Origin of the sequence: Anaerocolumna jejuensis DSM 15929, from assembly GCF_900142215.1 — a bacterium.
Lineage (GTDB): Bacteria > Bacillota > Clostridia > Lachnospirales > Lachnospiraceae > Anaerocolumna > Anaerocolumna jejuensis.
Genome location: NZ_FRAC01000006.1, coordinates 525615 through 551942, shown reverse-complemented (window position 1 = coordinate 551942; position 26328 = coordinate 525615). Strand labels below are relative to the sequence as shown.

27 protein-coding genes are annotated in these 26328 nt (G+C 33.8%); all 27 read left to right on the top strand.

Annotation, left to right across the window (positions count from 1 at the left end; translation table 11 throughout):
• The first annotated feature begins 320 nt into the window (after nucleotides 1-320).
• The 27 genes from BUB77_RS02515 (at nucleotide 321) to BUB77_RS02390 (ending at nucleotide 26200) form a co-directional block, all read left to right on the top strand.
• Nucleotides 321-626, top strand: coding sequence for a hypothetical protein (locus BUB77_RS02515; RefSeq protein WP_073272583.1), 306 nt, complete (start codon nucleotides 321-323; stop codon nucleotides 624-626).
• A 246-nt stretch (nucleotides 627-872) separates the two neighbouring features.
• Nucleotides 873-1328 carry a response regulator gene (locus tag BUB77_RS02510; protein WP_073272581.1) on the top strand — a complete coding sequence of 152 codons (456 nt, stop codon included), beginning with the start codon at nucleotides 873-875 and terminating at the stop codon, nucleotides 1326-1328.
• 18 nt (nucleotides 1329-1346) lie between these two features.
• Entirely contained in the window at nucleotides 1347-1592 is a 246-nt protein-coding gene (locus BUB77_RS02505; protein ID WP_073272579.1) for a hypothetical protein, read from the top strand.
• 968 nt (nucleotides 1593-2560) lie between these two features.
• The gene (locus BUB77_RS02500; RefSeq protein WP_073272578.1) at nucleotides 2561-4198 is read left to right on the top strand and encodes an SIR2 family protein; all 1638 of its coding nucleotides are present in this window, start codon (nucleotides 2561-2563) and stop codon (nucleotides 4196-4198) included.
• Between the two features lie 61 nt (nucleotides 4199-4259).
• Nucleotides 4260-4898, top strand: a complete 639-nt coding sequence (locus BUB77_RS02495) for a hypothetical protein (RefSeq protein ID WP_073272575.1) — start codon at nucleotides 4260-4262, stop codon at nucleotides 4896-4898.
• 216 nt (nucleotides 4899-5114) lie between these two features.
• Nucleotides 5115-5837 carry a hypothetical protein gene (locus tag BUB77_RS02490; protein ID WP_073272573.1) on the top strand — a complete coding sequence of 241 codons (723 nt, stop codon included), beginning with the start codon at nucleotides 5115-5117 and terminating at the stop codon, nucleotides 5835-5837.
• Between the two features lie 5 nt (nucleotides 5838-5842).
• A complete protein-coding gene (locus BUB77_RS02485) occupies nucleotides 5843-6448 on the top strand; it encodes a YecA family protein (protein WP_073272571.1) in 606 nt (201 codons plus the stop codon).
• Nucleotides 6449-6692: 244 nt separating this feature from the next.
• Nucleotides 6693-6968 carry a hypothetical protein gene (locus tag BUB77_RS02480; RefSeq protein WP_073272569.1) on the top strand — a complete coding sequence of 92 codons (276 nt, stop codon included), beginning with the start codon at nucleotides 6693-6695 and terminating at the stop codon, nucleotides 6966-6968.
• Between the two features lie 250 nt (nucleotides 6969-7218).
• Nucleotides 7219-7656, top strand: coding sequence for a hypothetical protein (locus BUB77_RS02475; protein WP_073272568.1), 438 nt, complete (start codon nucleotides 7219-7221; stop codon nucleotides 7654-7656).
• A gap of 308 nt (nucleotides 7657-7964) precedes the next feature.
• Nucleotides 7965-8279: a hypothetical protein gene (locus BUB77_RS02470; protein ID WP_073272566.1), complete on the top strand. Its 315-nt coding sequence runs from the start codon at nucleotides 7965-7967 to the stop codon at nucleotides 8277-8279.
• A 29-nt stretch (nucleotides 8280-8308) separates the two neighbouring features.
• Entirely contained in the window at nucleotides 8309-8704 is a 396-nt protein-coding gene (locus BUB77_RS02465; RefSeq protein ID WP_073272564.1) for a hypothetical protein, read from the top strand.
• A gap of 17 nt (nucleotides 8705-8721) precedes the next feature.
• Nucleotides 8722-9231, top strand: a complete 510-nt coding sequence (locus BUB77_RS02460) for a hypothetical protein (RefSeq protein ID WP_073272562.1) — start codon at nucleotides 8722-8724, stop codon at nucleotides 9229-9231.
• Between the two features lie 190 nt (nucleotides 9232-9421).
• On the top strand, nucleotides 9422-9994 hold the full coding sequence (locus BUB77_RS02455) for a hypothetical protein (protein ID WP_073272560.1): 573 nt from the start codon (nucleotides 9422-9424) through the stop codon (nucleotides 9992-9994).
• 573 nt (nucleotides 9995-10567) lie between these two features.
• Nucleotides 10568-11242 (top strand): hypothetical protein, encoded by a 675-nt coding sequence (locus BUB77_RS02450; RefSeq protein ID WP_073272558.1) that lies wholly within the window; start codon nucleotides 10568-10570, stop codon nucleotides 11240-11242.
• 26 nt (nucleotides 11243-11268) lie between these two features.
• Complete coding sequence (locus BUB77_RS02445; RefSeq protein ID WP_073272557.1) at nucleotides 11269-12186, top strand: hypothetical protein; 918 nt, start codon at nucleotides 11269-11271, stop codon at nucleotides 12184-12186.
• Nucleotides 12162-12485 (top strand): anthrax toxin lethal factor-related metalloendopeptidase, encoded by a 324-nt coding sequence (locus tag BUB77_RS30950; protein WP_139241098.1) that lies wholly within the window; start codon nucleotides 12162-12164, stop codon nucleotides 12483-12485. Before BUB77_RS02445 ends, BUB77_RS30950 begins: the two co-directional genes overlap by 25 nt.
• 141 nt (nucleotides 12486-12626) lie before the next feature.
• On the top strand, nucleotides 12627-15335 hold the full coding sequence (locus BUB77_RS02440; protein WP_073272555.1) for a UvrD-helicase domain-containing protein: 2709 nt from the start codon (nucleotides 12627-12629) through the stop codon (nucleotides 15333-15335).
• A gap of 25 nt (nucleotides 15336-15360) precedes the next feature.
• On the top strand, nucleotides 15361-16230 hold the full coding sequence (locus BUB77_RS02435) for a restriction endonuclease (protein ID WP_073272553.1): 870 nt from the start codon (nucleotides 15361-15363) through the stop codon (nucleotides 16228-16230).
• A gap of 160 nt (nucleotides 16231-16390) precedes the next feature.
• Nucleotides 16391-17239: a hypothetical protein gene (locus BUB77_RS02430; RefSeq protein ID WP_073272551.1), complete on the top strand. Its 849-nt coding sequence runs from the start codon at nucleotides 16391-16393 to the stop codon at nucleotides 17237-17239.
• A gap of 71 nt (nucleotides 17240-17310) precedes the next feature.
• Nucleotides 17311-17529 carry a helix-turn-helix domain-containing protein gene (locus tag BUB77_RS02425; RefSeq protein WP_073272549.1) on the top strand — a complete coding sequence of 73 codons (219 nt, stop codon included), beginning with the start codon at nucleotides 17311-17313 and terminating at the stop codon, nucleotides 17527-17529.
• Between the two features lie 5 nt (nucleotides 17530-17534).
• Entirely contained in the window at nucleotides 17535-18587 is a 1053-nt protein-coding gene (locus tag BUB77_RS02420) for a DNA cytosine methyltransferase (protein WP_073272547.1), read from the top strand.
• Between the two features lie 17 nt (nucleotides 18588-18604).
• On the top strand, nucleotides 18605-20158 hold the full coding sequence (locus BUB77_RS02415; protein ID WP_073272546.1) for a PDDEXK family nuclease: 1554 nt from the start codon (nucleotides 18605-18607) through the stop codon (nucleotides 20156-20158).
• A 23-nt stretch (nucleotides 20159-20181) separates the two neighbouring features.
• A complete protein-coding gene (locus BUB77_RS02410) occupies nucleotides 20182-20709 on the top strand; it encodes a hypothetical protein (protein ID WP_073272545.1) in 528 nt (175 codons plus the stop codon).
• Nucleotides 20710-20722: 13 nt separating this feature from the next.
• Nucleotides 20723-21730, top strand: a complete 1008-nt coding sequence (locus tag BUB77_RS02405) for a DUF7662 domain-containing protein (protein WP_084123870.1) — start codon at nucleotides 20723-20725, stop codon at nucleotides 21728-21730.
• A gap of 29 nt (nucleotides 21731-21759) precedes the next feature.
• Complete coding sequence (locus BUB77_RS02400; protein ID WP_073272543.1) at nucleotides 21760-22722, top strand: hypothetical protein; 963 nt, start codon at nucleotides 21760-21762, stop codon at nucleotides 22720-22722.
• A gap of 1508 nt (nucleotides 22723-24230) precedes the next feature.
• A complete protein-coding gene (locus BUB77_RS02395; RefSeq protein WP_073272541.1) occupies nucleotides 24231-25655 on the top strand; it encodes an adenylate/guanylate cyclase domain-containing protein in 1425 nt (474 codons plus the stop codon).
• A gap of 2 nt (nucleotides 25656-25657) precedes the next feature.
• Entirely contained in the window at nucleotides 25658-26200 is a 543-nt protein-coding gene (locus BUB77_RS02390; protein ID WP_242962341.1) for a Pycsar system effector family protein, read from the top strand.
• Nucleotides 26201-26328 lie beyond the last annotated feature (128 nt).

The window sequence follows — 26328 nt, the reverse complement described above, 5'->3', positions numbered from 1 at the left end:
TAGTGCCTCTTTTTATAGGAAATGGGTAGTCCGAGAGCGAAGCCGAAGGCGAGCGAAAGATTGTTAAATAAGCAGATTGTAACGATTGAATATAATCTCATATAGGCAATATTGCAGGAGAGAAGGCACCGCTTTGGCGGTGCCCTCTCATTGCTCCCGATGCTAATTCACAAATTTTATGCAACCTGTTTATCCTTGTATTTTAAGCATCCCGCAGCTTTTAATTTTATAGACTGGACAGTTAAATAAAAAGCCATACAGTTTTTACAGCAGAAAAGATTATAAATATGAAAAGCGAAATATGAAAGGAGTAGGTCATTATGGAAATAGTGCCAGATATGGCGAAGTTAAAGGAAATAGAGTTAGATATTTTACAGGCGAAAGAGCTGTTAACAGTATCAGAAAGTAATGAATGGTTGTTAAGTGAATCAGTGGTTTTTCTCTTAGAACTGGGTAGTAAAGTAGTTATCTATGCAGATTTACAGGGACAAGAGTTTAAGGAGCAGATAGATAACAGGGTAAGTAAGATTAAGGAAATGATGGAGCAACGAGGTTATGCAGAATGTATAGGGTATCTGGGAAGTGCCTTTGATTATGTCCTGCTTGTAGTAAGAGGGTACTTATAAAACCTACCATATCTAACCTCTCATATAGCCAATAAGAGGTCGAGGGTGGCAACGCTCTGGCGTTGCCACCCCGCATCCCAGTTAAGCATCTTGTCTTATTATAGAAGTGATAGTATCAACCCACAAGAGTAAGCAGTATTGCAGTAATAGTAAGATAATCGAGCGTTAATAGATTACATATAACATTTCATTAAGGGTATTCAGAAAAGTAGTAATTATCGAATTGAACGAAAGAGGGTGGTTATAATGTATAGGGTATTAATAGCGGACGATGCAGTGTTTATGAGAACAGTAATTAGAAACAATTTGGAGAAAGCAGGCTTTGAGGTCGTGGCAGAAGCAGCCAATGGTAAAGAAGCAGTAAGCCTTTATAAGCAATATAAACCTGACATAGTATTTATGGATATCACAATGCCGGAGATGACAGGCATAGAAGCTATAAAGGAAATAAGAAAAGGGTATTGCGGTGCCAGAATCGTTGTCTGCAGTGCTATGGGACAAGCATGGATGGTCGTAGATGCAATAAGAGCAGGTGCAGTGGATTTTTTAGTAAAACCAATTGATGCTCAGAGATTGGTAGAAACAGCAGTAAGAGTATGCAGTGGCCTAGATAAAGGAGTATCAGAAAGCGATGTAAACAAAGTAGTAAACCAAAATACTATAAATTTCGAAGCATTAAAATTAAAATTAATGGTAATGTAAGAAAGGGGTAATGATATTATGAAACCAATAACAAAAGTATTTTTAGTAATAGGAGCATTGGTACTTAGCCTAGTAATCTGGGGTTTATTCTTTAATGGTGGTGGGGTATTGGAGACAGCTTGGACTGCATTAACAACACCAGTAAATAACACTTGGAAGTCTGTAACAGGCGGCACCACCAATATACTGCCACAGTTTAAAGAGACCGGGACTGCATCAGATACAGGTAGCCTTGATGCAGATAAGAATATGGGTGGTAATTAGAATACATAGTAATTAGGCAGACCGAGGGGCGCAATATATTGCGCCACGTTCTCTTGCTAATCTGCTTAAATATGTATCTTGTACCAAATGGATTAGATACTCTTATAAAGGGGTAGTATGCCTTAATTGAGCCATAAACAGAGCGAGGGGCAACGTCATGACGTTGCCCCGTCTATTTGCCCATCCCGCCAATAAGTAAAGTTGACATCTATTGTTTTGCCCTTGGACACAGGTACCCCGTAAGCTAAAAATCCTACTTTCAAAATTTACATACCTAATCCTCATTTATCATTGAAATTGCAAGCTAAATGCCTGGTTGAAATGTTCCTCCAACATCACCCTATTTTATGTATTGGTACACCCTTGCTTTTCCTTACCATTACTGCAAAACACTTCAAAAAATAGGTTATATTTCAGCAAAATATTTTCCCAACTTTTGAATAGATTTTGGACATAAAAGATTTTTTTGATATGGGACTTACAGACTACAGATATTTTAAAATTTTTTCATATATTTGGGACATACAAGTAGGGACAGTTGGTAGCCGATGCCTTGGACATAGATAAGCATCTTTTATGAAAATCCGATTCTCAAAATTTACATACTAAATCAGTGATTTTCATTGTATTTGTAATGTAATTCATTGATTGAAATGTTCCTCCAAGGGTAGTCAGATTCTTGTATTGGTACACCCCGACTTTTCCTTATCATTACAATAAAACACTTCAAAAAACAGGTAAGATTTTGACCATCAATTTTCCCAACTTTTGAACAAAAAATGGGCATAAATGATTTTTTTGATATGGGACATGAGTGGGACAGAAATTTTTAGCTATTTTACAGAATATGGATGAAATAAAATGGGATATCATTTGCTGTAAAAAGTAAAAATTAAGCAGATGATTATAGAATAAAATGGTGGATTCTGGTATACTGGGATAAAATAAATATGGGGAGAAGGTGTTCTATGTTTAAAAAAATGCAAGAGAAGTTAAGAGATGTGGGTATTGCACCTATATTCTTTATTGGTTCGGGTATATCGAGAAGATATATTCAAAGTCCAGACTGGATTGGATTGCTTGAAGATATAGTAAAAGAACGTGATATAAATTTTACTAAACTAGTTCAGAAGTATACAGATAGCGATGGGGTTGTAAACAACGAGAGTTTAGCGCTAGAACTAGAGGATGTTTATTTTGAACAATTAAAAGATAACGAAATAGAAGTGGGTGGCAGTAAACCTTATTACTTCAGAAAAAGAATTGCCGAGATAACGGAAGGGTTTTTATATGACAATCTAAATTCTATAGAAAGTAACTCTGAGGTAGTAGAGCTGAGAAAGACCAGACCAGCAGCAATAATTACAACAAATTATGATAGATTTTTGGAGACTGTATATGGGGATGATTATTCTGTCCTTGTAGGACAGAATTCTTTGTTGGAAAATGTAGTGGATGGGGTAGGTGAAATCTACAAAATTCATGGGTGTGTGAGTAGTCCAAATAGTATTGTTATAACTAAGTCAGACTATGATAACTTCTTTCATAAAAATCAGTATCTAAATGCCAAGTTATTAACCCTCTTCCTAGAGTATCCAATAGTATTTATGGGGTATAGCATTAGTGACAGAAATATTATTAGTATTTTGTCAACCATATTTGCAATGCTGTCTCCTTCCAAAATAGAAGAGTTAAAGAGTAGAATGTGGTTTATTGAGCCGGGAGATAAAGATGCTAAGGGTAGTGTAAGGATAAATCTGAATAGTGGACACTACATGGATATTGACTCCTTTACATTGTCTGATTATGGAAAGCTATATAGTGCTATAAGTGATATAAGTATAAAAAGACTACCAATGAAGTTTCTAAAATATTTGAAATCAAATGTATATGAACTAATTGCGAGCCAAGAGTACAATCCAGCACTATTAGATGTAAATGTTGCTGATTTGGAAAAAATAGACGATTTTGATGATGTGAATCAGTTCGTAGGCTTGACATTTTCAACAGATAGAAAGATAGGTTTTTGCAATAATAAAAACCTTTGTAAAGCATTTTTAAAAGCTGACGATGGAACAAAATATGTAGAAAATGACCTATTGGATTATAGGACAAAAAATATTGTACCATTTTACAAGTTTATAACTCATGTATCAAAAGAACAAGCATTAGAAGGTATAGCAAATAAAAATTCAGACTTTTATAAGCAATTATTTGATGATGCATATGATTATAAAATAGAGATTGGAAAGAAACAGACTGTAGATTACAAGGGGAATGTTTCTAAAGATGAAATTGAATCCTATGCTGAGAAATTTGTTGAAGAAAATGGATTACAACCTAACCAGAAAAGTACAGTTATTCGTTATGTATTGTTACAGTTGATGAATACAAATATTAAGTTAATATCAGACAATAAAATTATTATTAGTGATTATAAAAATGAAATTGTAAAAGTAATGACTTATTTATCGAATGAGTATATCTGCGAAAATCAAACGGATATATTTAGCTTATTAAATAATTTGGGTATTGAGAAAATTGCAGAACATAACTTTAGATTTTTATTATGTCATATAGATAGAGCGCTCTATAGGAAAGATTAATACTGCTCTGATATGCATTGATACAAGCTAAGGGTAAAATAACTATGTAGGAGGAAGTTGCATGACTACAGCCGAATTAGAAGCAAAGGGTGAAGAACCAAAAGATGAAGCAGTTAAAGAACAAGACGTAAAGGCAAGGATTGTTGGATTTGCACGTCGCCATAAGAAAAAAATAATAATAGGTGCCAGTGTAATAGCTGGTGTTGTAATAGCTGGCGTTGTAGCATATGTATGGATTAAATCATCGAATGATGATGAAGACAATGATTATGATGGGTATGACGATAGCCTCAATTCTATTCCATATGCTGATACAGTTGATAAAACACCAAGAAATTATCCTAAAAGAGATATCGCTGGAATTGATGTTACTGGTTCGCACATCAAGAAAAACGAAAAGCAGTTTTTAGAGGATTTCTCGACGCAATATGATAGGTTTAAAGGTAAAGAACAAACTATTGTAATAAATCACGATGATGTTTACTCTGGTGGGCGGTATACAAGACAAACTACAACTAAGTATAGTTTTCGAGAGGATAGAATGGGTATTGATGTTAATATAAGTTACATAGATGACGATGACGGTCAAACTGATGAATATAATTATACAATAGATACAGGAAGAGATTTAATTAATTTCTTAAAGCGCAATAAAAAACTAAAGATGCTAGATGACGTGCAAGATATTGTTGATGTATAATCGAGAACCAACAGCAAATCCTTGCTTTAATGGGCGTGGTAGTAGACCATAGCACTTATAAAACTTAATCATATGCAGGGACAGAGGGGCAAAGTATTTTACTTTGCCCCGCTCTATTGCTCATCATGTATTTGTTTAAAAATGTCATAAAAGGATGTATCAATCAAGTTGTTGTGGTATAATCTGGATATAGCATATGTAAGGAGGGGTATCCTAATGATAGCTGAAGGAATGGGATGTAATTATTCAATAGATAATGATATTTTAACTATAAGTAATAAAAAGGGTAAAGTACTTTTGTCTGCACCTGCAGAAGAGTGTGAGATTTTGTTTTATAGTTCTCGTGAGCTGCTTGGTACAGGAGAGGTTGTATGGTATCATCCAGCTTTCAAGAAACCTATAATAGACAGATTTAATAAGAAATTTAGAGATATTTATGATAATCTCTTTGATACTTTAAAGGGTATTTGTATTATAAGAAATCTTTCAAGAGTGGATGCCGAGGTTTACCGGGGAGAAGAAAAGCAGTTAAAGAAAGACCAAGCTAAAGAAGCAGTGGCTACTAAAAGAGCAGAACAAAAGGAAAAACTGAAACAGGAATGGGCAGATAGACAGGCTCAACAAAAGGCAGAGATTGCAGCGAAGAAACGGGAAAAGGAACTTATTAAGCAAAAGTGTCAGAAGCTTATAGAGTATGAGTGTACCTGCCAGCGCTGTAATAAAGTCTTTTACTATGATAATATTGAAGAGTTGGATGCAGCTTCAAGACAATTATATTCTTTGGGTAGTCTTCTGTTGGGTAGGACAGCAACTGCAATGGTAGTAAGTGGACAAGCGAAGGATTTGGGTAAATGCCCATCCTGTAATTCAAGGGCTATTACTAAAAAAGAAAAGATAATCTGGTTGGATAAACAGGGTAATGTAGTGGAAATGCAGTAATTACAATGGAAAGGGTATTACATATGAGTAATATAGGGAGAAATGATAAATGTACGTGCGGTAGTGGATTGAAATATAAGCAATGTTGTTTAAGAAACAATAATCTGACCTTTGGCCAAATTGAATGTGAAGATAAAATGAGAACTATAGTTAAGAGTACTTATGATTTCATAAAGGAAAGAGATTTTCAGGGTAGCTGCCATATTACTTCTGCAATTATGTTCATTCTTTTATCAGAAGCAGGCTTTACAGATTTGGTAGTCAAAACAGGTGTAGTGGTAATAGATGAAAGTGTATTTGACCATTCTTGGTTAGAGTATAGAGGTCAGAAAATAGATATGGCAATTATGAATACATTACAGAACGGTTTAAAATTTTCACCCGTTTTTTTAGATAAATTAATTGGTGCTTCTGAACCATTAAAATATATCTATGGAATAAATAGAGATTTGGATGCAATGGCGGAGTTTGTTTTAAGCGAGTCACTAGGCGATTATATTTTGGGTGGTGAATCAGAAAATACAGTGGTTTATTTTGAAGATATAGCCAAGAGGGCAGGCATGCAGTTTTCAGATGCCAAAGATATAATAAGTAAATATACTGATACATAACGGGTATTGGATAGGAAGAAGCAATAAATAACTTCAAAATATAATATGGAATAGATAGGCACAGAAGGCACGACATAAAAATGTCGTGCCTTCTCTTTACCAATGAGCCCCGTAAAGTAATTTTGTATAATTTAAAATCATTGGAATAATAAGGTTGAATATATTAGACCTTTTGGAAGACACTATTTATCATAGTTAGAGCAATGCATTAAATAATAATCAATAAAAAGTGAGGTGAATAATAATGGGTAAGAAGAAAAAACAACCTAATTTAAGTCCAGAGGAAGAAACAGTATTAATTCATGGCTTGATTGATAAAGGATTTTCCCAAAAGGGTATAGAAGGTTTATTCCAAGGAAAATATTCGCAAAGTAAAATAAGTAATATGAAACAAAAAAAGGATGCTTATAATCAGGGTAGAAATGATAGAGAAAATGAGATAAAAACAGAAGTGTATGAGAAAGTTCTGAACAATCAGAGTAAAGCAGCTCCTATGATACTAGGAAGCGTAGATGATTAAGTAATATTACTACCATCGGTATAACTTAATAAAATGATTAATACAGATGAACAGAGAGGGACAAAGTGAAAACACTTTGTCCCTCTCTCTGTGCCCCGATAAATACAAAAGGTTAGGCTAATAAAAATATTAAAAGAATAATGTAAAAGATATTGCATTAATACTACACATATGCTATATTAAATGCACAAGTTAATTTAATACTACATATATGCAGTATTAATTGTAAATAATGAAAGGGGTAACAATTATGGGATTTAAAGATGATTTTCTAAGAAAGACTAAAATGCTCAATGCACATGGAGTAAAAGTAGGTGTTGATGAGGTAATGAACTTTTTGGTTAAGCCTGAAAGTGTTAATAAAATGATAATTGCCTCAGAAATGGGTTTACCAGTACTAACGTTAATAGGTAAAGAGCTAGAGATAATGTTTAATGAACATTCCAATTTCCCTGTTGTTTACCTTGGTAATGACAAAAACCCTACCGCTAGGCAGAATGTGGGTAGAATGATAAAGGTAGTAATGGAACAATATGGGTATACTCCTATTGATGGAGGACTATCAGAACAAGCAAGAATACCTGCGGTATCAGGTACAGATTACTTTTCCACTAGTGCTATCTATGCAAAAACAGGTGAAGCAAAACTCGAAATAGAGGTAATATCTAAAGAGATAGAGCAACACTAACTAGAAATTGAGTAGAAAATTCATATATCTAAAGTTGAAGGTGCAGGTTTTATCTGCACCTTTTATCTTTTCTATCGACACCACATCCTATACAGTCTCAGGGTATCTCTATATTTATGTCCCAACTATAAACTCACTTTATAAAAAGTTTATACTTTTTTTCTCCTTACAATCTCAATCTCCCCACACAAGCGATTCAAGAAACCCTTTAAAATCAAGGCTTTGAAGCACTAAAATTTCTTTACAATCTTCTTGACAGATGAAAAAATCAGCGTTATTTTATCATCAACAAGAGGGGGTTGAGAAAAATGTTAGATAAAAAAGCGCAGGTACATGCAAGATTAGATAGTAAACAGTTGGCAGTGTTACAGACTTATGTAGCAAAGTACAATATGAGCCAAGAGTTAATGATAGGAAAGAAGATAGATAATCTAAGATTACCAAAAGAGAAACAGGTCGCGAGGATAATATATAGGATTGAAGAGGAAACAACACCTACCGGGTGGTATGTGACCCCGGCGCAGAAAGTAAAATTAGGAAGATATGCAGAGTTATGGGGTATCACAAAAACCGAGGTAATCAAAAGAATTATAGATGGTATGGCTCGCGAGCTTGGAATGTGAAGTGGGGAAGTAATGAGGGGGAGATTGTAATGGTAACATCAAATAACACTAATATAGGACCAGTAGGTATCCTTATCATGATTGTTATTTACATTTTTGGTATTTATAATTCAGTGAATGCAAATGAACTTTATCTTAACTGTAATGATACCGTAGTATATGCAGAGGGTACAACCGCAGGTAATTTGGGTATAAGCAACAGAACACATAAAACAGTCCAAGCAGTTATTTATAGAGAGGATACCAAAATTATCATATATAAAAGCGCAATGTTACCAAAGGGTGGTTTTGTAGATAGTGATAAGCTGGGTATTGACTTGGAACCGGGTACATATGATTGCAAGGTTGCATTTCAAGGTTTAAATAGTAGTGGTAGTGTAGTAACTCTTGAAACAAAAGATATGCAGATAACAATACAGCAGTAATGAGGAGGGTAATCAAAATGAAAGAATATAAATTGAGAGAATGTGCAAGATTGAGAGAATGTGCAAAATTGGGACTTATTAGTCCATTTGATGAACGTTTAATTATTGCTGAATATGAAACAATGAAGAGGAGAGTGTTATTTGGTGGTATTGCTTTATTACTAATATTAGTTCTTGTGGTTACAGCAGTAGTTAATATAGGTAAAGAATTAAAGAAGCAGGAACTGGAACATAAGCTTACATGTAGTAAAGTAGTAGTATTTACAGATGGTACAGCAGAGGGTGAATTAAATATTAGTACTAACATAACTGAATCAGCCCAAGCAATAATCACAGTAAATGAAACAGGTGAAGTTGTTTATAAAAGCAAATTGATAGAATGGTTATTTGGCGTTGATAAAGATAAGTTATCTGCTGATTTAGAGCCGGGTAGATATGAGTGTACAGTAACATTAATCGGCTGGGATGACGATGGCTTTGAGTGGGAGCTGGCAACTAGAGATATGGTTATAGTAGTTCAACAATAGAAAGAAGGTAACAGCATGGATGGAGTTATCATTATAATAGTAGTAATTGGATTAGTAATATTAGCATCAGGCAGTGGTGATAGTTCAAAAAAACCTAAGCCCAAACGTAAACACAATCCTGATAACGACGATTAGTATAGAGTAGAGCATTAAGAGAAGGGTATTTTTCATAAGAAAGGGTGTTATAGCAATGGTAACATTTAGTGTAAATAAAGATGTATATGCAGTAATGCCTAAGGTGGCACAGTTAAATCTCAATCCCACAAAACAGATTGAGCAAGAGTGGTTGAGCGAGGCTTACATAAAGATAGTAGAGGGTAAAAAGGACATTGGTACGGTTGAGTTATCTGCATATGCTGAAATGTGTGAACGAGTTTCTGCCTTGGAACGTGCTAAGAAATGCGAAGTGGCTCTCCTTGATAGTACTGAAACAATAATGGGGTATGAGGGTATCCATACAGATTTAATAACAGATAACAAAGCAGAAGATGAATTTGGTGCGGTAGAAGCAACTGCAGATATTCAATACTACATAAAGAATTTTATGGATATGTGTGAATATATTGATTTAGAGGTGGGTAAAAACCTTTGGATATTACTAAATCACTGTATTCAGAATGATAAGAAAGCTCATTTAAAAATGAGAGCGCTAATACAAGAGTTTGAACATTTGGATGAAATAATTTCCTTTGTAATAAATAATCCTTGCTGTTTTACAGCACTGGCGAAGATTTTTCAATTCACAATAGAAATGGCTTCATAGCAAGGAAATTTGATGGCAGCATTACAAAATCAGCATCACTACATCCAATATTGCCATCATTGTTGTTAAATCAACATCACTAATACCTAATTTAGCATCACTATAATAGCAACATTTCAGAGTATGATGGCATATTCGTAGCAATGGTAAGGAAACTCAAATGGAAGATAATTTTTACCGAAGCCGTAAAACGACCAGATTCGCAAAAATTACCCTTACCCTAATTTTCCCTAACTATTGCCCCTAAAGGTGGTCAAAAACCTGAATCTGAACCTTACAGACCAGTACAAAGCGAAAATCTTGAGAGTAGGATGTAATTTTAGGTGTAAAAATAGAATTTGAGGGTAAAAGACTTGAAATGAAAGGGTAATTTGATGGCACTATCATAATGTATAAATGCCAACAAGAAAAATGTTGATGGCACTATTACAATTGATAATTACACAAGTGGCACAGTTGATGTTAAAAAATGAATTTGCCATCAAAAAGAGTTAAGGGACGTTGAGATTACAAGGAAACTTGTAAATTTGATGTCCCCTTTATTTTGGAATAAGAGAAAGAAGGGTATTCACCATGATACAAGCAGGTTTAGAAAGTGTGGCGCAAGGATACACAGGAAAGCATTTTGAATCCTCGTTATATGAGGTAAACAACAATAGAGCTTATCAGGCAGCCAAGGAGCAGTTTAAAAGATTTTATATTGACCTAAGACCAGAGGATTATGGAATTGATTGCGATGCTTATTTGACAGAAGAGGACTTTCTATTAAAAAGAAATCCAATCTTTAAGTTGGAACTTGAAATCAGAACCCATTTTGACCGTGAAATTGAATATAACCAATTCAATTTTTTTGGTAGAAAGCAAAAGTTACTAACGCAAGAGGTTACACCTTTCTGGTTGGTTTATAACCCGGAGTGTACCGACTGCTTATTAGTACCTTTCCCAACAATATTAAGAGGAAGAAGGGTAGTAGAAAGATTGAATCTAAATACTGAATCATCTCAGTATGATGAAATAGTAAAGGTTCCTAAGATATTCGGCAGTATAGGTACACAAAATCTTGACCGAGCAATCTTGGAATATTTTATTTCAGTGGCTAATCCAATGTATTCTGCAATATTTGGTGCAGATTATGAAGCCTTTGATATAAATAACCTTACTAATGAGGATGTAAGGCAATTGGCGAGGATTGCGAACGCAGCCTACAGAAACATATTTACTATTAAAGATAATTCAGCATTAGATTAGGATTACAGAAAGAAAAGGTAAAACCAATGAAGAGAACAATAAAATTATTAAGTACAATACTTTTAGCATTAACAGTCCTACTAGTAACACAGACCGTGGCAGTAAGTGCTGCCGAGGGCTATAAGCAATATGATTGCAACACCTATTATAAAGGGGTATCAAAAAGCAAAGCACAGACAATCAGTAAATATACAGCGGCAGTACCAACAGACCTCTATAATGCTTTCAAATCAGCGAGTACTATTTATATAGTAAAAAGTCTTGCAGACATTGATACAGATTTTACTTATGCTACAATAATTAAGGATAGTAAAAGTAAGATTGTAGGTGTTATTGTACCAAGCGCGGATAACAAGTCCTGCCAGACCTTTGTTATCACAACAGCATCAATCAAAGATGTTAAAAATGTACTGTATACAGCAGTTGGGTATTATTTAGATACCAATTATTATGGGTATATCTCGATTGAGCCTATATTTAAAGCTATATACAATGATTATGTGGCAGGTAATCCCACAACAAGTATCTCAGCACATGTGTTATTTGCTCAGTATTTTAGTGCATTTATAAGTAAATCCAAGTTGCCAACTAATGTGTATAATTTCTACGATGCTTTATGTAATCCAAGCGCAGCAACTACTACAAGCCTAAATACCGCAGCAATTTCAGGCTATGAAAGTGAAAATATTCTTGCTGATAAAAGGGGTACTATTACTTACAAACAGCTATCTGATGGCATAATCTATGATACATCCCTATCAGATACCTATGTCAAACAAGCAAAACCATGGCTTACCAGTATTCCTAAAAAGGCAATGGTTCGCTTTGTGAGTGACGGTTGGACTTTTATCTTAACAGATGAAAAATTGGTAATTGGTAGTAGTAATGCAGATTATTACACAGCTCTCTGCAACTATAAATACAAGTTATTAGTATTAGGGTAGACATAAGGCAGGCAAGCCAACAAAATGCCGTTCACGAATTTGGGCATTTTATTGATTATACTTATTCAAACGGTACATATCTATCAAACAACTCAGACTTTCAAGCACTTTTTGAAAAGTTTAAATCCACTTATAAAGAATCCGGCAGTGGTGCAAACGCAGGGTATGCGACAAGTCAGGCTACTGAGTTTTTTGCAACAACCTTTAAAGATTACCTTTTGTATAGTAATAAGCTAAAAGCACAAGTACCTGAGGTTTATTCCTATATGGAAAACCTAAATAAGACAGTTTTACAATAATAAAGTAGAGGCACCTTTAGCCGGGTGTCTTTTATATTATCTTATAATAGGCATTGCCATATTTTATCAATTCGCCTATAATTATTTATGGGGAAATCTGCAAATCATTGTCAAATAAATAAGTAATAAAGGTGGAAAGCTATGTGGATTGAATTTATGGCAGTAACGACAGTAGTAATTGGTTCTACTGTTTTTTATATTAGTAAAAGAAATTTTAAACGCCTACAAACAGAGCCAGATGTTGTAATGAATTTAGAAAAATTAGATATATTTGAATCTGAAATATTGCAACTAAGGAAAGATTATATAACCAGACCTCAAGAGGAAAGTTTAAAGTTAAAATACCAAGAAGTATATAAGGTGTTTTCAAAGAGCAAATATTCTAAATTGAAAAACCCTCTTATAAGTGAATTTCTAAGTACTTATTCCAATCTTGCGAATCTGGTTAAAGACTGGAATAATCTATTTGTTGAAAGTGAATTGGTAAAGCATAAGGTTCTCTTTGATAATATTGATGGAAAGTCTTTAGATGACCAGCAACGGAGAGCAGTTGTTGTAGATGAGCAAAGTAATCTTGTATTGGCCGGTGCCGGAAGTGGAAAGACTTTGACTATATCAGGTAAAGTTAAGTATTTGGTAGAAACCAAAAATATTAATCCAAGTGAAATTTTGCTTATTTCATTCACTCGCAAAGCTGCTGAAGAAATGAAAACTAGAATAGCTAATAAGCTACATATTGGGGTAGAGGTAAGAACCTTTCATAGCCTAGGTTTAGATATAATTAAGCATACATACCCTGTAAAGTATATTATTGCTGAGGATGGTTATTTAAGTCGATTAGTAGAGGCATATTTTAGGAGAAGTACTTTTAATGAAAAGAAGCAAATACAAAATATTATTAATTTTTTCAGCTATTACTTGAACATTCCGAAAGATTGGGAGCAATTTGAATGTCTAGGCGAATGTTATGACCACTATAAAAATGCTGATTTTGAAACATTAAAAGGTAAGGTTACCAATATAAAAAAAGAAGTTGAGTATGTAGCGGCAGATTTAAAAGTAAGAAAATATACATTACACGGAGAGACTGTAAAATCCTTGGAAGAAGTAATGATAGCAAATTTCTTATACTTAAATGGTATCAATTATGAGTATGAAAGAAGATATCCTTATGATTCTGGAGATATAAATAAGAAAGCATATCAGCCGGATTTTTACTTACCTGATTATGATATTTATATTGAGCATTTTGGTATTACAAAGGATTACCGCGCACCTTGGTTAACCCAGATTGAAGAGAAAAAGTATATTGATGGTATTGGTTGGAAAAGAGAGCAACATAAAGTAAATAAAACCAAACTACTTGAAACCTACTCCTATTTTAATAAAGAGGGTATTTTGCTTATAGAACTTGAAAAGTTATTAAAGAGCGAAGGTGTTAAGTTTGAAGAGGTTGATTATTCAATGATATATAAACAAGTATTTGAAAAGACTGATAATAAGTATTTCAAAGAATTCATCAAACTAGTGTCTACATTTATAAAACTATTTAAATCAAATGGGTATGATGAAACTTCCTTTGCTAGTCTTTTTACTAAGGCTAACATGCAGTCCAACGCATTCCTTATAGAACGAAGTAGGCTTTTCCTAAGCATTGTGCAGCCTATATATGATGAGTACCAACAAAGCCTTAAGTCCAGTGGGCAGATAGATTTTGATGATATGATTAATCTCGCAAGTGAAAGTATTAGGCAAGGTAGAGGTACTTTGGATTACAAATATATCATAATTGATGAGTATCAGGATATATCCTTGAGTAGATTTAACCTTATCAAAGAAATTAAAGACAGAGCAAAAGCTAAATTATTATGTGTGGGTGATGATTGGCAGTCCATCTATCGTTTCGCTGGAAGTGACATTACTTTGTTTACTGACTTTGGCAAGTATTTAGGGTACTACGAACTGTTAAAAATTGAGAAAACATATAGAAACTCACAAGAACTTATAAATATTGCAGCGAAGTTTATAATCCAGAATAAAAATCAATTACCTAAAAACTTGGTATCAGATAAGCATTATAGTAACCCACTTAGAATCATTGGGTACAAAAGGGATGTAATAACAGCTTTTTGTAAAGTTATATCTGAAATAGTAGATAATTTCGGAGAAGAAGCAGAAATAACTATACTTGGTAGGAACAGGTTTGATAAAGATGTATTGAAGGACCATGAGGAGTTTAGTGTTGATGAAGAAAAAATTGTATATGAAAAATATCCTAAGCTCAAATTAAGGTATTTAACAACACATAAAGCTAAGGGATTAGAAGCAGATAATGTTATTATACTTAACCTTGAGAACAAGTTATTAGGTTTTCCCAACAAGATTTCTGATGACCCAGTTTTATCTATGATACTTGCAAGCCAAGACAATTATGCTTATGCAGAAGAAAGAAGATTATTTTATGTTGCAATTACAAGAACAAAAAATGCAACCTATTTGTTAACTCCCGATGAATCACAATCAGTGTTTATAAGTGAATTAATCAAGAGTTTTAAAGTACATTATGAATTTAAGACCGATGAGGAAACAGTACATGACAATCCAAATTGCCCAAGATGTCAGACAGGTAAGCTTGTAGTCCGGGAAAACTCAACTAGTCATAAACTATTTCTCGGCTGTACGAACTACCCTAATTGTGATATGAATCTGAATGATATAGAAATCATTAATAATCAGATTATATGTAATGTATGTGGAGGGTATATGTCTAAAAGAAAGGGACCATATGGGGAATTTTACGGATGTACAAATTATCCGCTTTGTACAAATAAATTACCTATAAGAAAATAACTCAATAAAGGATGTGAAAGAATTTATGGCTAAACTAACGTTTGTTGAAAAAGATTGCTTTGTAAGACTGTTTGAAATGGAAGGTGGGTATGTTTTAGACTTTTCAAATAGAACTTTTCAAGAATTTGTTTATGATGTATTATCTATTGATATTTATATGAAGTATCCAGACACTTCAAAAGGCAGAATTCTCAAAGCTATAATGCAGGAATATGATAATGTTGCTGTTGGTAAGCTATTATTACAATTAATGAAATATATGCAATCCAAAAACATGATTAATGATAAGAATGGTGAATTATTCAAGCAATGTGCAGATATCGGAAATAGATTAATCGGTAGAACTGCTTCTAGTACACTTTCAAATGTTTCTTCAAATATTGTTACTAAACCGATTACATCTTTGATAGATTATGAAAAGTATTCAAAAGAGTTACAGAACCTTTCTATTTGTGAGGATAGCCCCCAGTCAAGAGGTTTTGCTTTTGAAAAATATCTAAAAGATTTTTTTGATGTAAATGTACTTCAACCAAGAGGTAGCTTTAAAATTGTAGGTGAACAGATAGATGGGAGTTTCATCTTACATAATGAAGTATATTTATTGGAGGCAAAATGGACAAATAAACCAATTGATAAAGGTAATTTAGTGATATTTAATGAGAAAGTATCATCTAAGTCAGGCTTTACAAGAGGTTTATACATAAGCTACTCTGGGTATTCTGAAGAAGCATTACAAACTTTTGCAAATGGTAGAACAGTAAATATAGTCCTTATGACGGTACAAGAATTAGCAATTGTATTATCACGAAAGAAAGATTTTACAGAATTCCTATGGAGTAAAGTCAGAGCATTAGCTGAGGAAGGGGATTTTAATAAATCTATTTTTGAAATATAGTAAAATAAATATATAGTTTTTTATTAGGCATCCTATGGGTGCCTTTTAGTTTATTATGGCAGAGTCGAAAACAAATGAGCATTGTAAAATGGTGTAAACTCTTCTATAATTAAAGGAAATGGTATTTTATGTATGTAAAAATTTATAATAAGGGGGCAATATGGGGTTATTAATTAAACGTTATTTTTATAGAATACCTTCAGTTGGAGATATAGTAAGAGTGACAAACAGAAGAATTGAAGCAATTGAACAAGATACAGTTCATGATGAAATGAGAAAATACAGAAATGCAGACATAAATGAAATAAGAGAAGTATATAAATCAGACCCAGATTTTATTGAGTTACATTGCTTATTAGGTCGCCAACGATTATATGGGTATATTGACTATAGAGATGGGTATGTAATCGGAAAAGGTAAAGATGGGGATTTATTTAAAATTAATATTGAATTGTACAAGGCACAACATCCTTTTGAGAAATTAGAAGAACCTGAAGATAAAATAGTAAAAACGGCAGTATATGGTTCACATTTTCGAAATTTAAAAATGTATAAACTTACTTACGATGAGCAGAATAAAGAGAATTTTTCTATTCATACAGATTGGGTAGATTATCAACCGGAAAGTTTCGTTTATGATGCTAATATGTATTGTGGATTACACTTTACGACCTTATCATCAGTACTGGATACATTTGATGATTTACACACAATTTATGGTCATAAATTAGTTGTATTATCATTCCCGGAAGAACTGCATAGTGAAATATATTACAATTATCAGTCAGATTATTGGTGTGGAGATAAGGTATATGTTGAAACTATTATGGACTTATCAGAAAGAAGGACTTGGGATTATATTATGAGTGTGCTGGAGTTTAAAGAAACCGAAGAAATAAGGGGATTTCTTGATAACTCAATAAAATATCTACATAGATTAAAAAGTGATGCTGGTTTAAGTTACGGGGATGCAATTTTATATCTTGAAACAAGAAAGAATATAAGCTAAATGGTTGAATTGACAGTATCAACTCAATCGTTTATACTGGTATATATTGCTTTATATGGAGGTGGTAGAGTGTGACAATCTCAGAGCAAATAAAGATATTATGTGTAAGGAATAATATTAGTGCAGCGGAATTAGCCAGAAGAATAGGACAATCTCCTCAAAATTTTAACGCAAAGATGAAAAGAGAGAGCTTCACTATTGCCGATTTGGAGAAAATGGCTGAAGCTGTTAATGCAAAGTTTGAAAGAAATTTTATACTATTCAGTGGAGACAAAGTTAAAGGAGAATAAGAACGATGAAATTTAGATTGGGTGAATTGTTTTGTGGTCCGGGTGGTTTAGCTTATGGTGCTATGAATGCCGAAATTGGAAATAAGGATTTTCAAATAGTACATGAATGGGCAACAGACTATGACCAAGATACATGTAATACTTATATAAAAAATATTTGCCCAGAACATCCTGATTCAGTAATTTGTGCTGATGTTAGAAAATTAGATTTAACCACATTACCTTCAATAGATGCCTTGGCATTTGGTTTCCCTTGTAATGATTATAGCCAAGTAGGTGAGCAAAAGGGTATGGATGGGACATATGGTCCTTTGTATTCATATGGAGTTAAGGTATTAAAGAAACATAAACCTATGTGGTTTTTAGCTGAAAATGTAGGTGGTATAAGGTCAGCTAATGAGGGTAACGCATTTGAAAAAATCTTAGGTGATTTGCAGAAAGCAGGTTATAGAATTTATCCTCACTTATATAAGTTTGAGGAATATGGAGTACCTCAGGCAAGACACAGGGTAATTATAATTGGTATAAGGAAAGACTTGCCTTATGAATATAAAGTTCCTTCTCCTGAGTTATATAAAGATATAGATGTTTCTGTAAGAACCGCTTTGGAAAAAGTACCTATAAGTAAAGATGCTAAAAATAATGAACTCACAAAACAATCAGAAAAAGTAGTTCAAAGATTAATGTATATAAAGCCGGGACAAAATGCATTTAATGCAGATTTACCAGAAGAATTACAATTAAATGTAAAAGGTGCAAAGATAAGTCAGATTTATAAACGATTAGACCCTGATAAGCCAGCCTATACAGTGACTGGTAGTGGCGGTGGTGGAACACATATTTATCATTATTCAGAGCCAAGAGCATTGACAAATAGAGAAAGAGCAAGATTGCAGACATTCCCTGATACCTATGAATTTGTGGGTAGCAAAGAAGCAGTTCGCAGACAAATTGGAATGGCTGTACCAAGTAAGGGAGCGCAGGTAATATTTGAAGCAGTATTAAAAACTTTTGCGGGTATACCTTATGAAAGTATACCTTGTAATATAAATGAATAAGTAAGGAGAGATGTGGGGTGTTAAATTATTGGTGGGTAACAAGACCAAAACGAAAATTAAATTCAATTCCTGAGGTGTTAACTACATTTGCTGATATGGCACTAGACCAAGAATGGCAAGGGCAAAGAAATGCTCATTTATCTTTGGAGGATGCATTAGAGCAAGCAGGATTAAAAAGAGTAGGCGAAAGAAGAGACCAAACAGGTGGTGGAGCTAGAACTTATAAAGCATGGGTAGCAAGCCTTGGATTAATCTTTACTCAGGAATCAACGAAACAAATTAAGTTGACATTAGCTGGTGAAGCAATAATGGCAGGTGAATCGCCTGTAGAAATATTAAAGAATCAAGTTTTGAAGTATCAGTTCCCCTCTTCTTTTTCCCAAAGTAGAGGGGTTCAGGTCTCTTCAAGGTTTAAAATTAGACCTTTTCGGTTTCTTTTAAGGCTTCTAAGTGATAGTCGTTTGGGGTTTTATCTTACAGAAGAGGAAATTGCCAAGGTTGTTATTACTGAAGCAGAAAACGAAAAAGAAGATTGCTACTTAAATGTAGTAGATAGAATACTACAATTCCGAAATTATGGTGATAGTTGTTTAGCTGTGGATTTCTTTGAGGTATATAAACCTTCGAAGGGAGAAGGTAGTAAAGACCATCCTTTTAGATATCTGACTGATATATCCAATACAATAGTTAATTGGATTGAATATACTCAATTAGCCAAACGAAATGATGAGAAACAACTGGTAATATTGGATGATAAGAAACAAGAGGTTGCTGAAATACTAGTTACAGTTCCACCTTTTATTGATAGACCCGAGCAACATGAGTATTTTCAGCGTAAATTTGGTATTGACCCTAAACATACAAAAGACCTTCGAAATCTTACAGCTACAAAAACAATTACGCATAAGATAATTGCAGAACAGAAAATTAAACAAGCATTTATTACTGAATCACTAAAATCACCAATAGGTAAGATAACACCATCTTTAGTCGATAAGATAACAGAGCAGACTGGTATAGACAATCAGGTTGTTGAGGAAACACTGCTTAAGCTATATCCACGTGGTGCTATAGGTTCGTTTATGTCAGAGTATTTTGAAATGGCATTTCGAGGTAGAGATGATGCTACGGAATTTGAGCTTGCAACAGTTGAATTATTTAAGACTGCCTTTGATTTTAAGGCGGAACATGTGGGACCGATTGGGTTGACTCCTGACGTTTTAGTCTTTTCAGATTCAGATAAGTATATAGGTATATTGGACAACAAGGCATATAGTAAATATACAATTAACAATGACCATAGGAATCGAATGGTACATAATTACATAAAAACTTATGGTTCAGGTCAGAAATATCCATTAAAATTCTTTGGATATATTGCTGGTGGGTTTGGTAATAACATAAATTCGCAGCTAAAATCTATTGTAGAGGAAACAGAAGTACATGGAGCTGTTATGAGTGTATCTAATATGATTAAATTGGTTGAAAATTACAGTTCAAATGGGTATACCCATGCAAAAATCAAGGATATTTTTACTGTGGATAGGCAAGTGTTATTATCTGACCTTTAATATGGTAATAATGGAGGTACATTATGGGTACTAGCAAAAAAGTCTTATTTAGCAACGTAGAACAGGTTAAACTCTATAGAGATAAAATAGTAAGCATCACAGAGAAGCACATGTCTGACCTATTAACTAATGGGTCAGGTATGGAGTTTCTGCGTAAGATTAAATTCACACAATCAGGGTATGACCCACTATTTCAACACGAGACCAATTTTATAGAGCAGGTGAATCAAACCTTTACCTATCTTGTATGTTTGGAGGCAGTAGAATACTTACTGAAAGAGCATCCAACAAAACGGTTTAATGTATGCTTTGGAACAGAAGCCGGCCACGATGTAGAATCAGAGGACGGTAGTGTTATCTGTGAGTGTTTTGCAGCAACTGCGCCGGATAGTAATGGCAAATTAGAGAAGGACTGCATCAAAGTTCATAGTAATAAAGTAGCAGAGCATAAATATGTAATTTTCTATGCATCAACCAATAAGCAGGTACACGTGGAAAACTTAAGGAAAAAATATTGTGATGTTACTATTAGAGCATTGAATTCCATATAAGGGGAGAAAGTAGATGAAAGGCGATAAGTACTTAGACTTAGAGAATTATTTAAAGAATAGTAATAAGGACTATTTAGAATTTACTTTTGAGCAGATAGAGGGTATTCTAGGCCAAAAACTTACACCGTCAGCCTATAACCATGCAGCTTACTGGTATCATCCTGAATCTCATACATTTCCTTTGGCTTGGCATAATGCAGGTTACAAATTGAAGAATTTGAATCTAAAGTCACAGAGTGTGGCATTTGTCAAAGATGATGCTTCTGGACATTTGAGTATGGTAACTAAACCCAATAAAATACTGCAAGAGCCACAAAGGACAATCAGCCGCACAAAGCCATCCATAGAAATTGATATTGTTATAGAAAAAGGAAACGAATTTTTAAAGAACCTCAATACTGAGAACTCAAGGTATTTAAGTTGGGAGCATTGCTATACAGCATTTGCGGATTGCAAAGAATTAACAGAGGACAAGGTTGACTTTTTGTGTCTGCATTTGGCTTTTTACTTAGCATCATGGGGAATGTATCGGGGGTCATCCTTCCTTTTGTGGAAAGATTATTTGGTACATAGAGATGCAGTAAAGGAAATATATAATCCAGAGTATAAGCCTCTTTGGGGTATAAGTTGTAATGACCTCTTAATAGAAGACAACTTGGATTTGATAATAAAACTATCAGATAAATTAAAGACAATATACATAGATAAGAGAAAGAATATTGATGATTTTGACGGGGTATCAGATATCCTAATTACAAAAATATTAATGGGTACTCTTGGTTGTGTACCAGCTTATGATAGATTTTTTGTTGATACTCTTAGAACTTATAAGATAGCTGCCGGAAGTTATAATAAAAGGTCATTAGCTGACTTAACACAGTATTATAATGATAATCGTGAGAAATTAGATGATTTCAAGAAGAGATTATTTGTCCAAAGGTGTATAAAATATCCAGAGATGAAAATCTTGGACATGGCATTTTGGTATATCGCATTTGAGAAAGCAGAAGATAAAGAATGAATTGATACTTACCAAGGGAGAGGGAAAAAATGAACAAGATTGACTTGCATCCGATACATGGAGAATGTCTGGATTATCTATTAGGGTACAAATTGCAGCATCCGAATTTTCATTTTGTACCACGCATTAAGGATAATAAGGGTAGGCTTTCAGATGGTTTGTATTTTCGAGGAAATGAAGAATATTTACAAATCACATTTTGGCTGGGTTCTGATTCACAAGAAAAAATCTATAATATTGCTATGGTTATAAATAATAAATCAAAGGTTTTCTTAGAGATTAGTTGTAGAGATAACGAGCAGAGAGCAGTCTATACAGACCAACTGACTGAAGTATTAGCAAAAGAATTGGGCAGAAAGTTTGAGAAGATAAAAGACCATAAGTGGCAATGGCATTATGCTAAAGATACTCCTTTTATGGAAGCTTTGAATGATTACATAACAGTGGCAAAACCTGTCATTGATAAGTATGTTATAAATAACCCTGCATCAGGTATCACTTTAGCGGATGAATCAGTAGATAAATATTTGGAGAAGTTACCGGGATACCATGCATACATAGAACAAGCCAAGCAGAAAGCTAAAAAGACAGGTGAAATACCAGTTAAGCCATCAGAGTATATGATGCAACTGCAACACAATGAGTTATCTAATGCTTTAAGAGATTATCTAATAGCGAAAGGGTTTGATAAGGTAGTAACTGATGAAAACTATGTAGATATAAAAGCCAAAGACCAGCAGGGTAATGAAATTTTCTACGAACTAAAAACAGCAGCTACAGTAAGGGTGGCAATTCGCCAAGCCTTAGGTCAGTTATTGGAATACAGCCATTATCCTATTACAAAAAAAGCTGATAAATTAATTATCGTTACAAGTTCTAAGCCTAAAAATGAAGATATACAATACCTTACAGGATTAAGAAAAGTATATAATATCCCAGTCTTTTATCAGCAATTTGATATGGATAAATTAGAACTATCACAAGAGTATTAATGTTTATGAGAGGGTATGATTTCCCTCTCATTATTCTTTTTTGCTTTATTAGGATATATTAATTTAGAACCATAAAGGTTACACTGTGTTTCAATTAGATAGTGATAAGCTGAAAAAATCTGATTTACACCACCTGTTGAAAGTGCCAATTAGTCTTGATTTTACAACGTTTTAGAACTTATTTAATTGTTACTTATCTATTGCTCTGAATTATCTTGATTTTATAACCTTTTTGGTTTTCTTTCAATAAATCCATTTATTCATCTGTTTTTGCATTTGCTTCGCAAATGCCCCGGCATCCCGAAGAACCATAAATAGAAAAGGAGCAATCGCCCCTAAAGATTGCTCCTCAATGCTTAAATGAAAAGTTTTACAATTGTAATAGTAGTATTTAAAAGTATAAAAACAATGCTAAATTTGTAATATGTGCTTGGTTGTATTTGCAGATTATCAATTGCTGTAATAATCTTCTTTATAAGTTTTTTCATACTGGTGTCCTCCTTAATTAGTATTCCAGATGACTGCCCCAAACTGCATCTGTCTTATATGATAGATATGTCAACATTCTTTTATAACGAAAAATGGTTCTATATCTGTCTAATGGAAAATATACCGATGAAAAATCCCAAATGTAGTTATACAGAAAAAATTTTTATGTTGAAATAAAAGGGTAATTTATATGCAGGTGGACAGTTGAGAAAAAAGGTGGACATAAAAGTTCGGAGATACATCCATATAAGTAGAGAGTTAATAAAAGTGATGGTATATATGAAAGGTAACATTGTAAAAGCAATGATAATCCTAAGTATATTACTAAGGCTCCTTCTGTCTATTTCTTTATACTAAGCAGGTGGAGCAAGCAGAGTAGGTTAGTTATATTGAGCAACCTAACTATGTTGAGCAACCAGAACCATATAGAGGTTAATCAATATCAACCACACCCATAGTCGTGAGAGCATCGCTCACATGACGTCAACCTGAGCAACACCACAATTTAAGCCAATTGTCTAAGGAGTTAATCCTCCTAAGTTTGTTTATATAACCCTTATTAATTTAGTTAAGCAAAAGAGCCGGGTCAAAGCCTCCCGGCTTTTTTGCGTTATGGGGACATAGTGATATTATGATTAAAGGGGAGAGTGCTATTAATTTAGAACAGTCCGAGAGGGTGGCACGTTTCCGTGCCACCCTCTCATTTACGCGATGCTCCTTATGAGCTCATTGTCCCGGATGCCCCCGTTGTAGTAATAGGCAACAGTAATATTGTATTCCCAATGATTCAGACACTTTCCATGTTCCCTACTGACTTGGGAGAGGGTAATGATTTATCGCAAAAACGAGAGACACTTTTCCTTAGATTTATAAGGAAACACCGCAGCAAATAGGTAATGAATTTATGTAAAATGAGTTAAGGTATATAAGAAAAGAATATTTTATTATAACTTATTTTCTGTTATACTGGAAGAAGTAGGTGCATTTAATATAGAGGGTATAAGGGGAATAAAGTAGTAATGAATAAGCAGGATTTTGATAAAATAGATGAACGATTGAAAAGTATCACAGAACAAACAGTTGAGCAGATTGAAATAAAATCTGATTTACCTCCCACAATAGAGCAACTGGAGGACAATAATAAAACATATGCTATTATGGCAGCCATTCTATTTATAGATATAAGAAAGTCTACCTACCTTACCGAAAACAGTCAGGCAAAAAGTATGGTTAAGATATATCGTGCTTTTATGAGGATGGCAGTTGATTGTGTCCGAAAGAATGGTGGGGTAACAAGGCAGTTTCTTGGTGACAGAATAATGGGAGTTTTCATTGATTCAAAGAATGAAAATGAGGAAGTTACTGAAAAGGCTGTAGATAAAGCGATTAATGCGGCAAGAAGTTTACAAACGGTAATAGATTATAGCTTAAATAAACATCTTAAAAATAATGTAAATGGAAAGATTATTGAATGTGGCATTGGTATAGATTATGGAAGGGTACTTGTAACGCAGGTTGGTATGTATGGTGTAGAAAGCGATACCAATAAGGAAAATGAAGTGGATTGTGTTTGGGTAGGAAATACAACTAATCATGCAAGTAAGTATTCAGACTTGGCAGCAGGTGGAGAAATATTCATTTCAAATAGTGTATATAAAGGGCTATCGGAAGAGTATAAAGAAGTCTGGACTGAATCAGCAAAATATAAGGGTAGTAAGCTGTTTCAAGGGTATGTAACCAGTGCCTACTATATGGATTTCACGGAAGAATTAGGACATCCAATAAAAGTTGAGGATGACAGCACATCAGGACGTGATACATCACAGCAACTGGCAGATGGTATAAAAGAAATCGAGACCCTGCAGAATAAGTTAATCCAACGTGAGCGTGAATTGGCAGTATTGGAAGAGAAGATAAAGAAAGAAAATCAAGAGTTAAATCGAAAGTATAATATTGAATATAGTGCAAAGGTAGAAGCAGTTGAAAAGAAAAATAAGGCTGAGGAAAACTTAAAAAGTGTCCTAATTACTTATTATAATTTCATAAATACACTGATTGATAAATCATTTTGCTACAAATATGATTTCATTGAAAAAATAGGTTTAGATTACTGGAAGGAGATAATACAAAAACTATACTTAGCAGGTGTCGCAATTGGATTAAGCATGGATGAAATAAAGACCAGAGCACATTCGTTAGTTGATGTATATGGGTTTTATGATATGCAAGAAGAGGCATATGATATTATGGTAGCGATGGCAAGGAATAGTGAAGTATGGATTAGTTGGAGAGATAGTGCAGTACAATGGGCTTGTAAAAATAGTGTAAGCTGGAAATTAATTGATGCGATAGAAACAAGACTAAAAAACGATAGTATACCTTATGATAAGAGAGAGTCATTTAAAGATTATATCGTTAAGGTAAAGAAGATAAGGGGGTACTAATTATGGTGCAGAATAATGATAATAAGCAGTATTTTGACAAAGAAGATGCCTACAGAACTCTTGAATTAACAAATTCATGGGTAGGAAATGTAGATACAAAGATTTCTTTTGCATTAGCTCTGGTTGGGGTATTATCAGCTTTTGTATTTAAAGGCGGATTACCTTCAGCGTTCCAGACCGTAATTGATAAGGGTAATTGGTCTTTAATAACAGGTGGGGATATAATAGCTGTTGTAATTGTAGTGCTATTGTACCTTGCAAGTTTTTCCTCATTAGTTCTTTTGTTACTTGGCATGATAGCGAGGACTAAAGCAAAAGGTGATTCAATATTCTTTTTTGGAACGATAGGAGCAAAGAAGTTAGAGGATTATAAAAGTAAAATCAAAGGTTATGAGGAAGAGCAGATAAAAGATGATTTGATAGAGCAAATACATACTAATTCTCAGATATGTAAGAAAAAGATGTGGTTTTACAATAAGGGTATACTGCTTATATTGGTAACAGTTATTTTGTGGTTTATATGTATGATATTTCAATTAATATAATAGTATAACGAGAGAGGGGCTTCTTTTCAGAAGCCCCTCCCTCTGCCTGCTTAACCCTCTCATGCATCCCGTGACCCCCGCATCAAAAAGATAAGCAAATTCAACACATTTTAAAAAGTATTGAAATT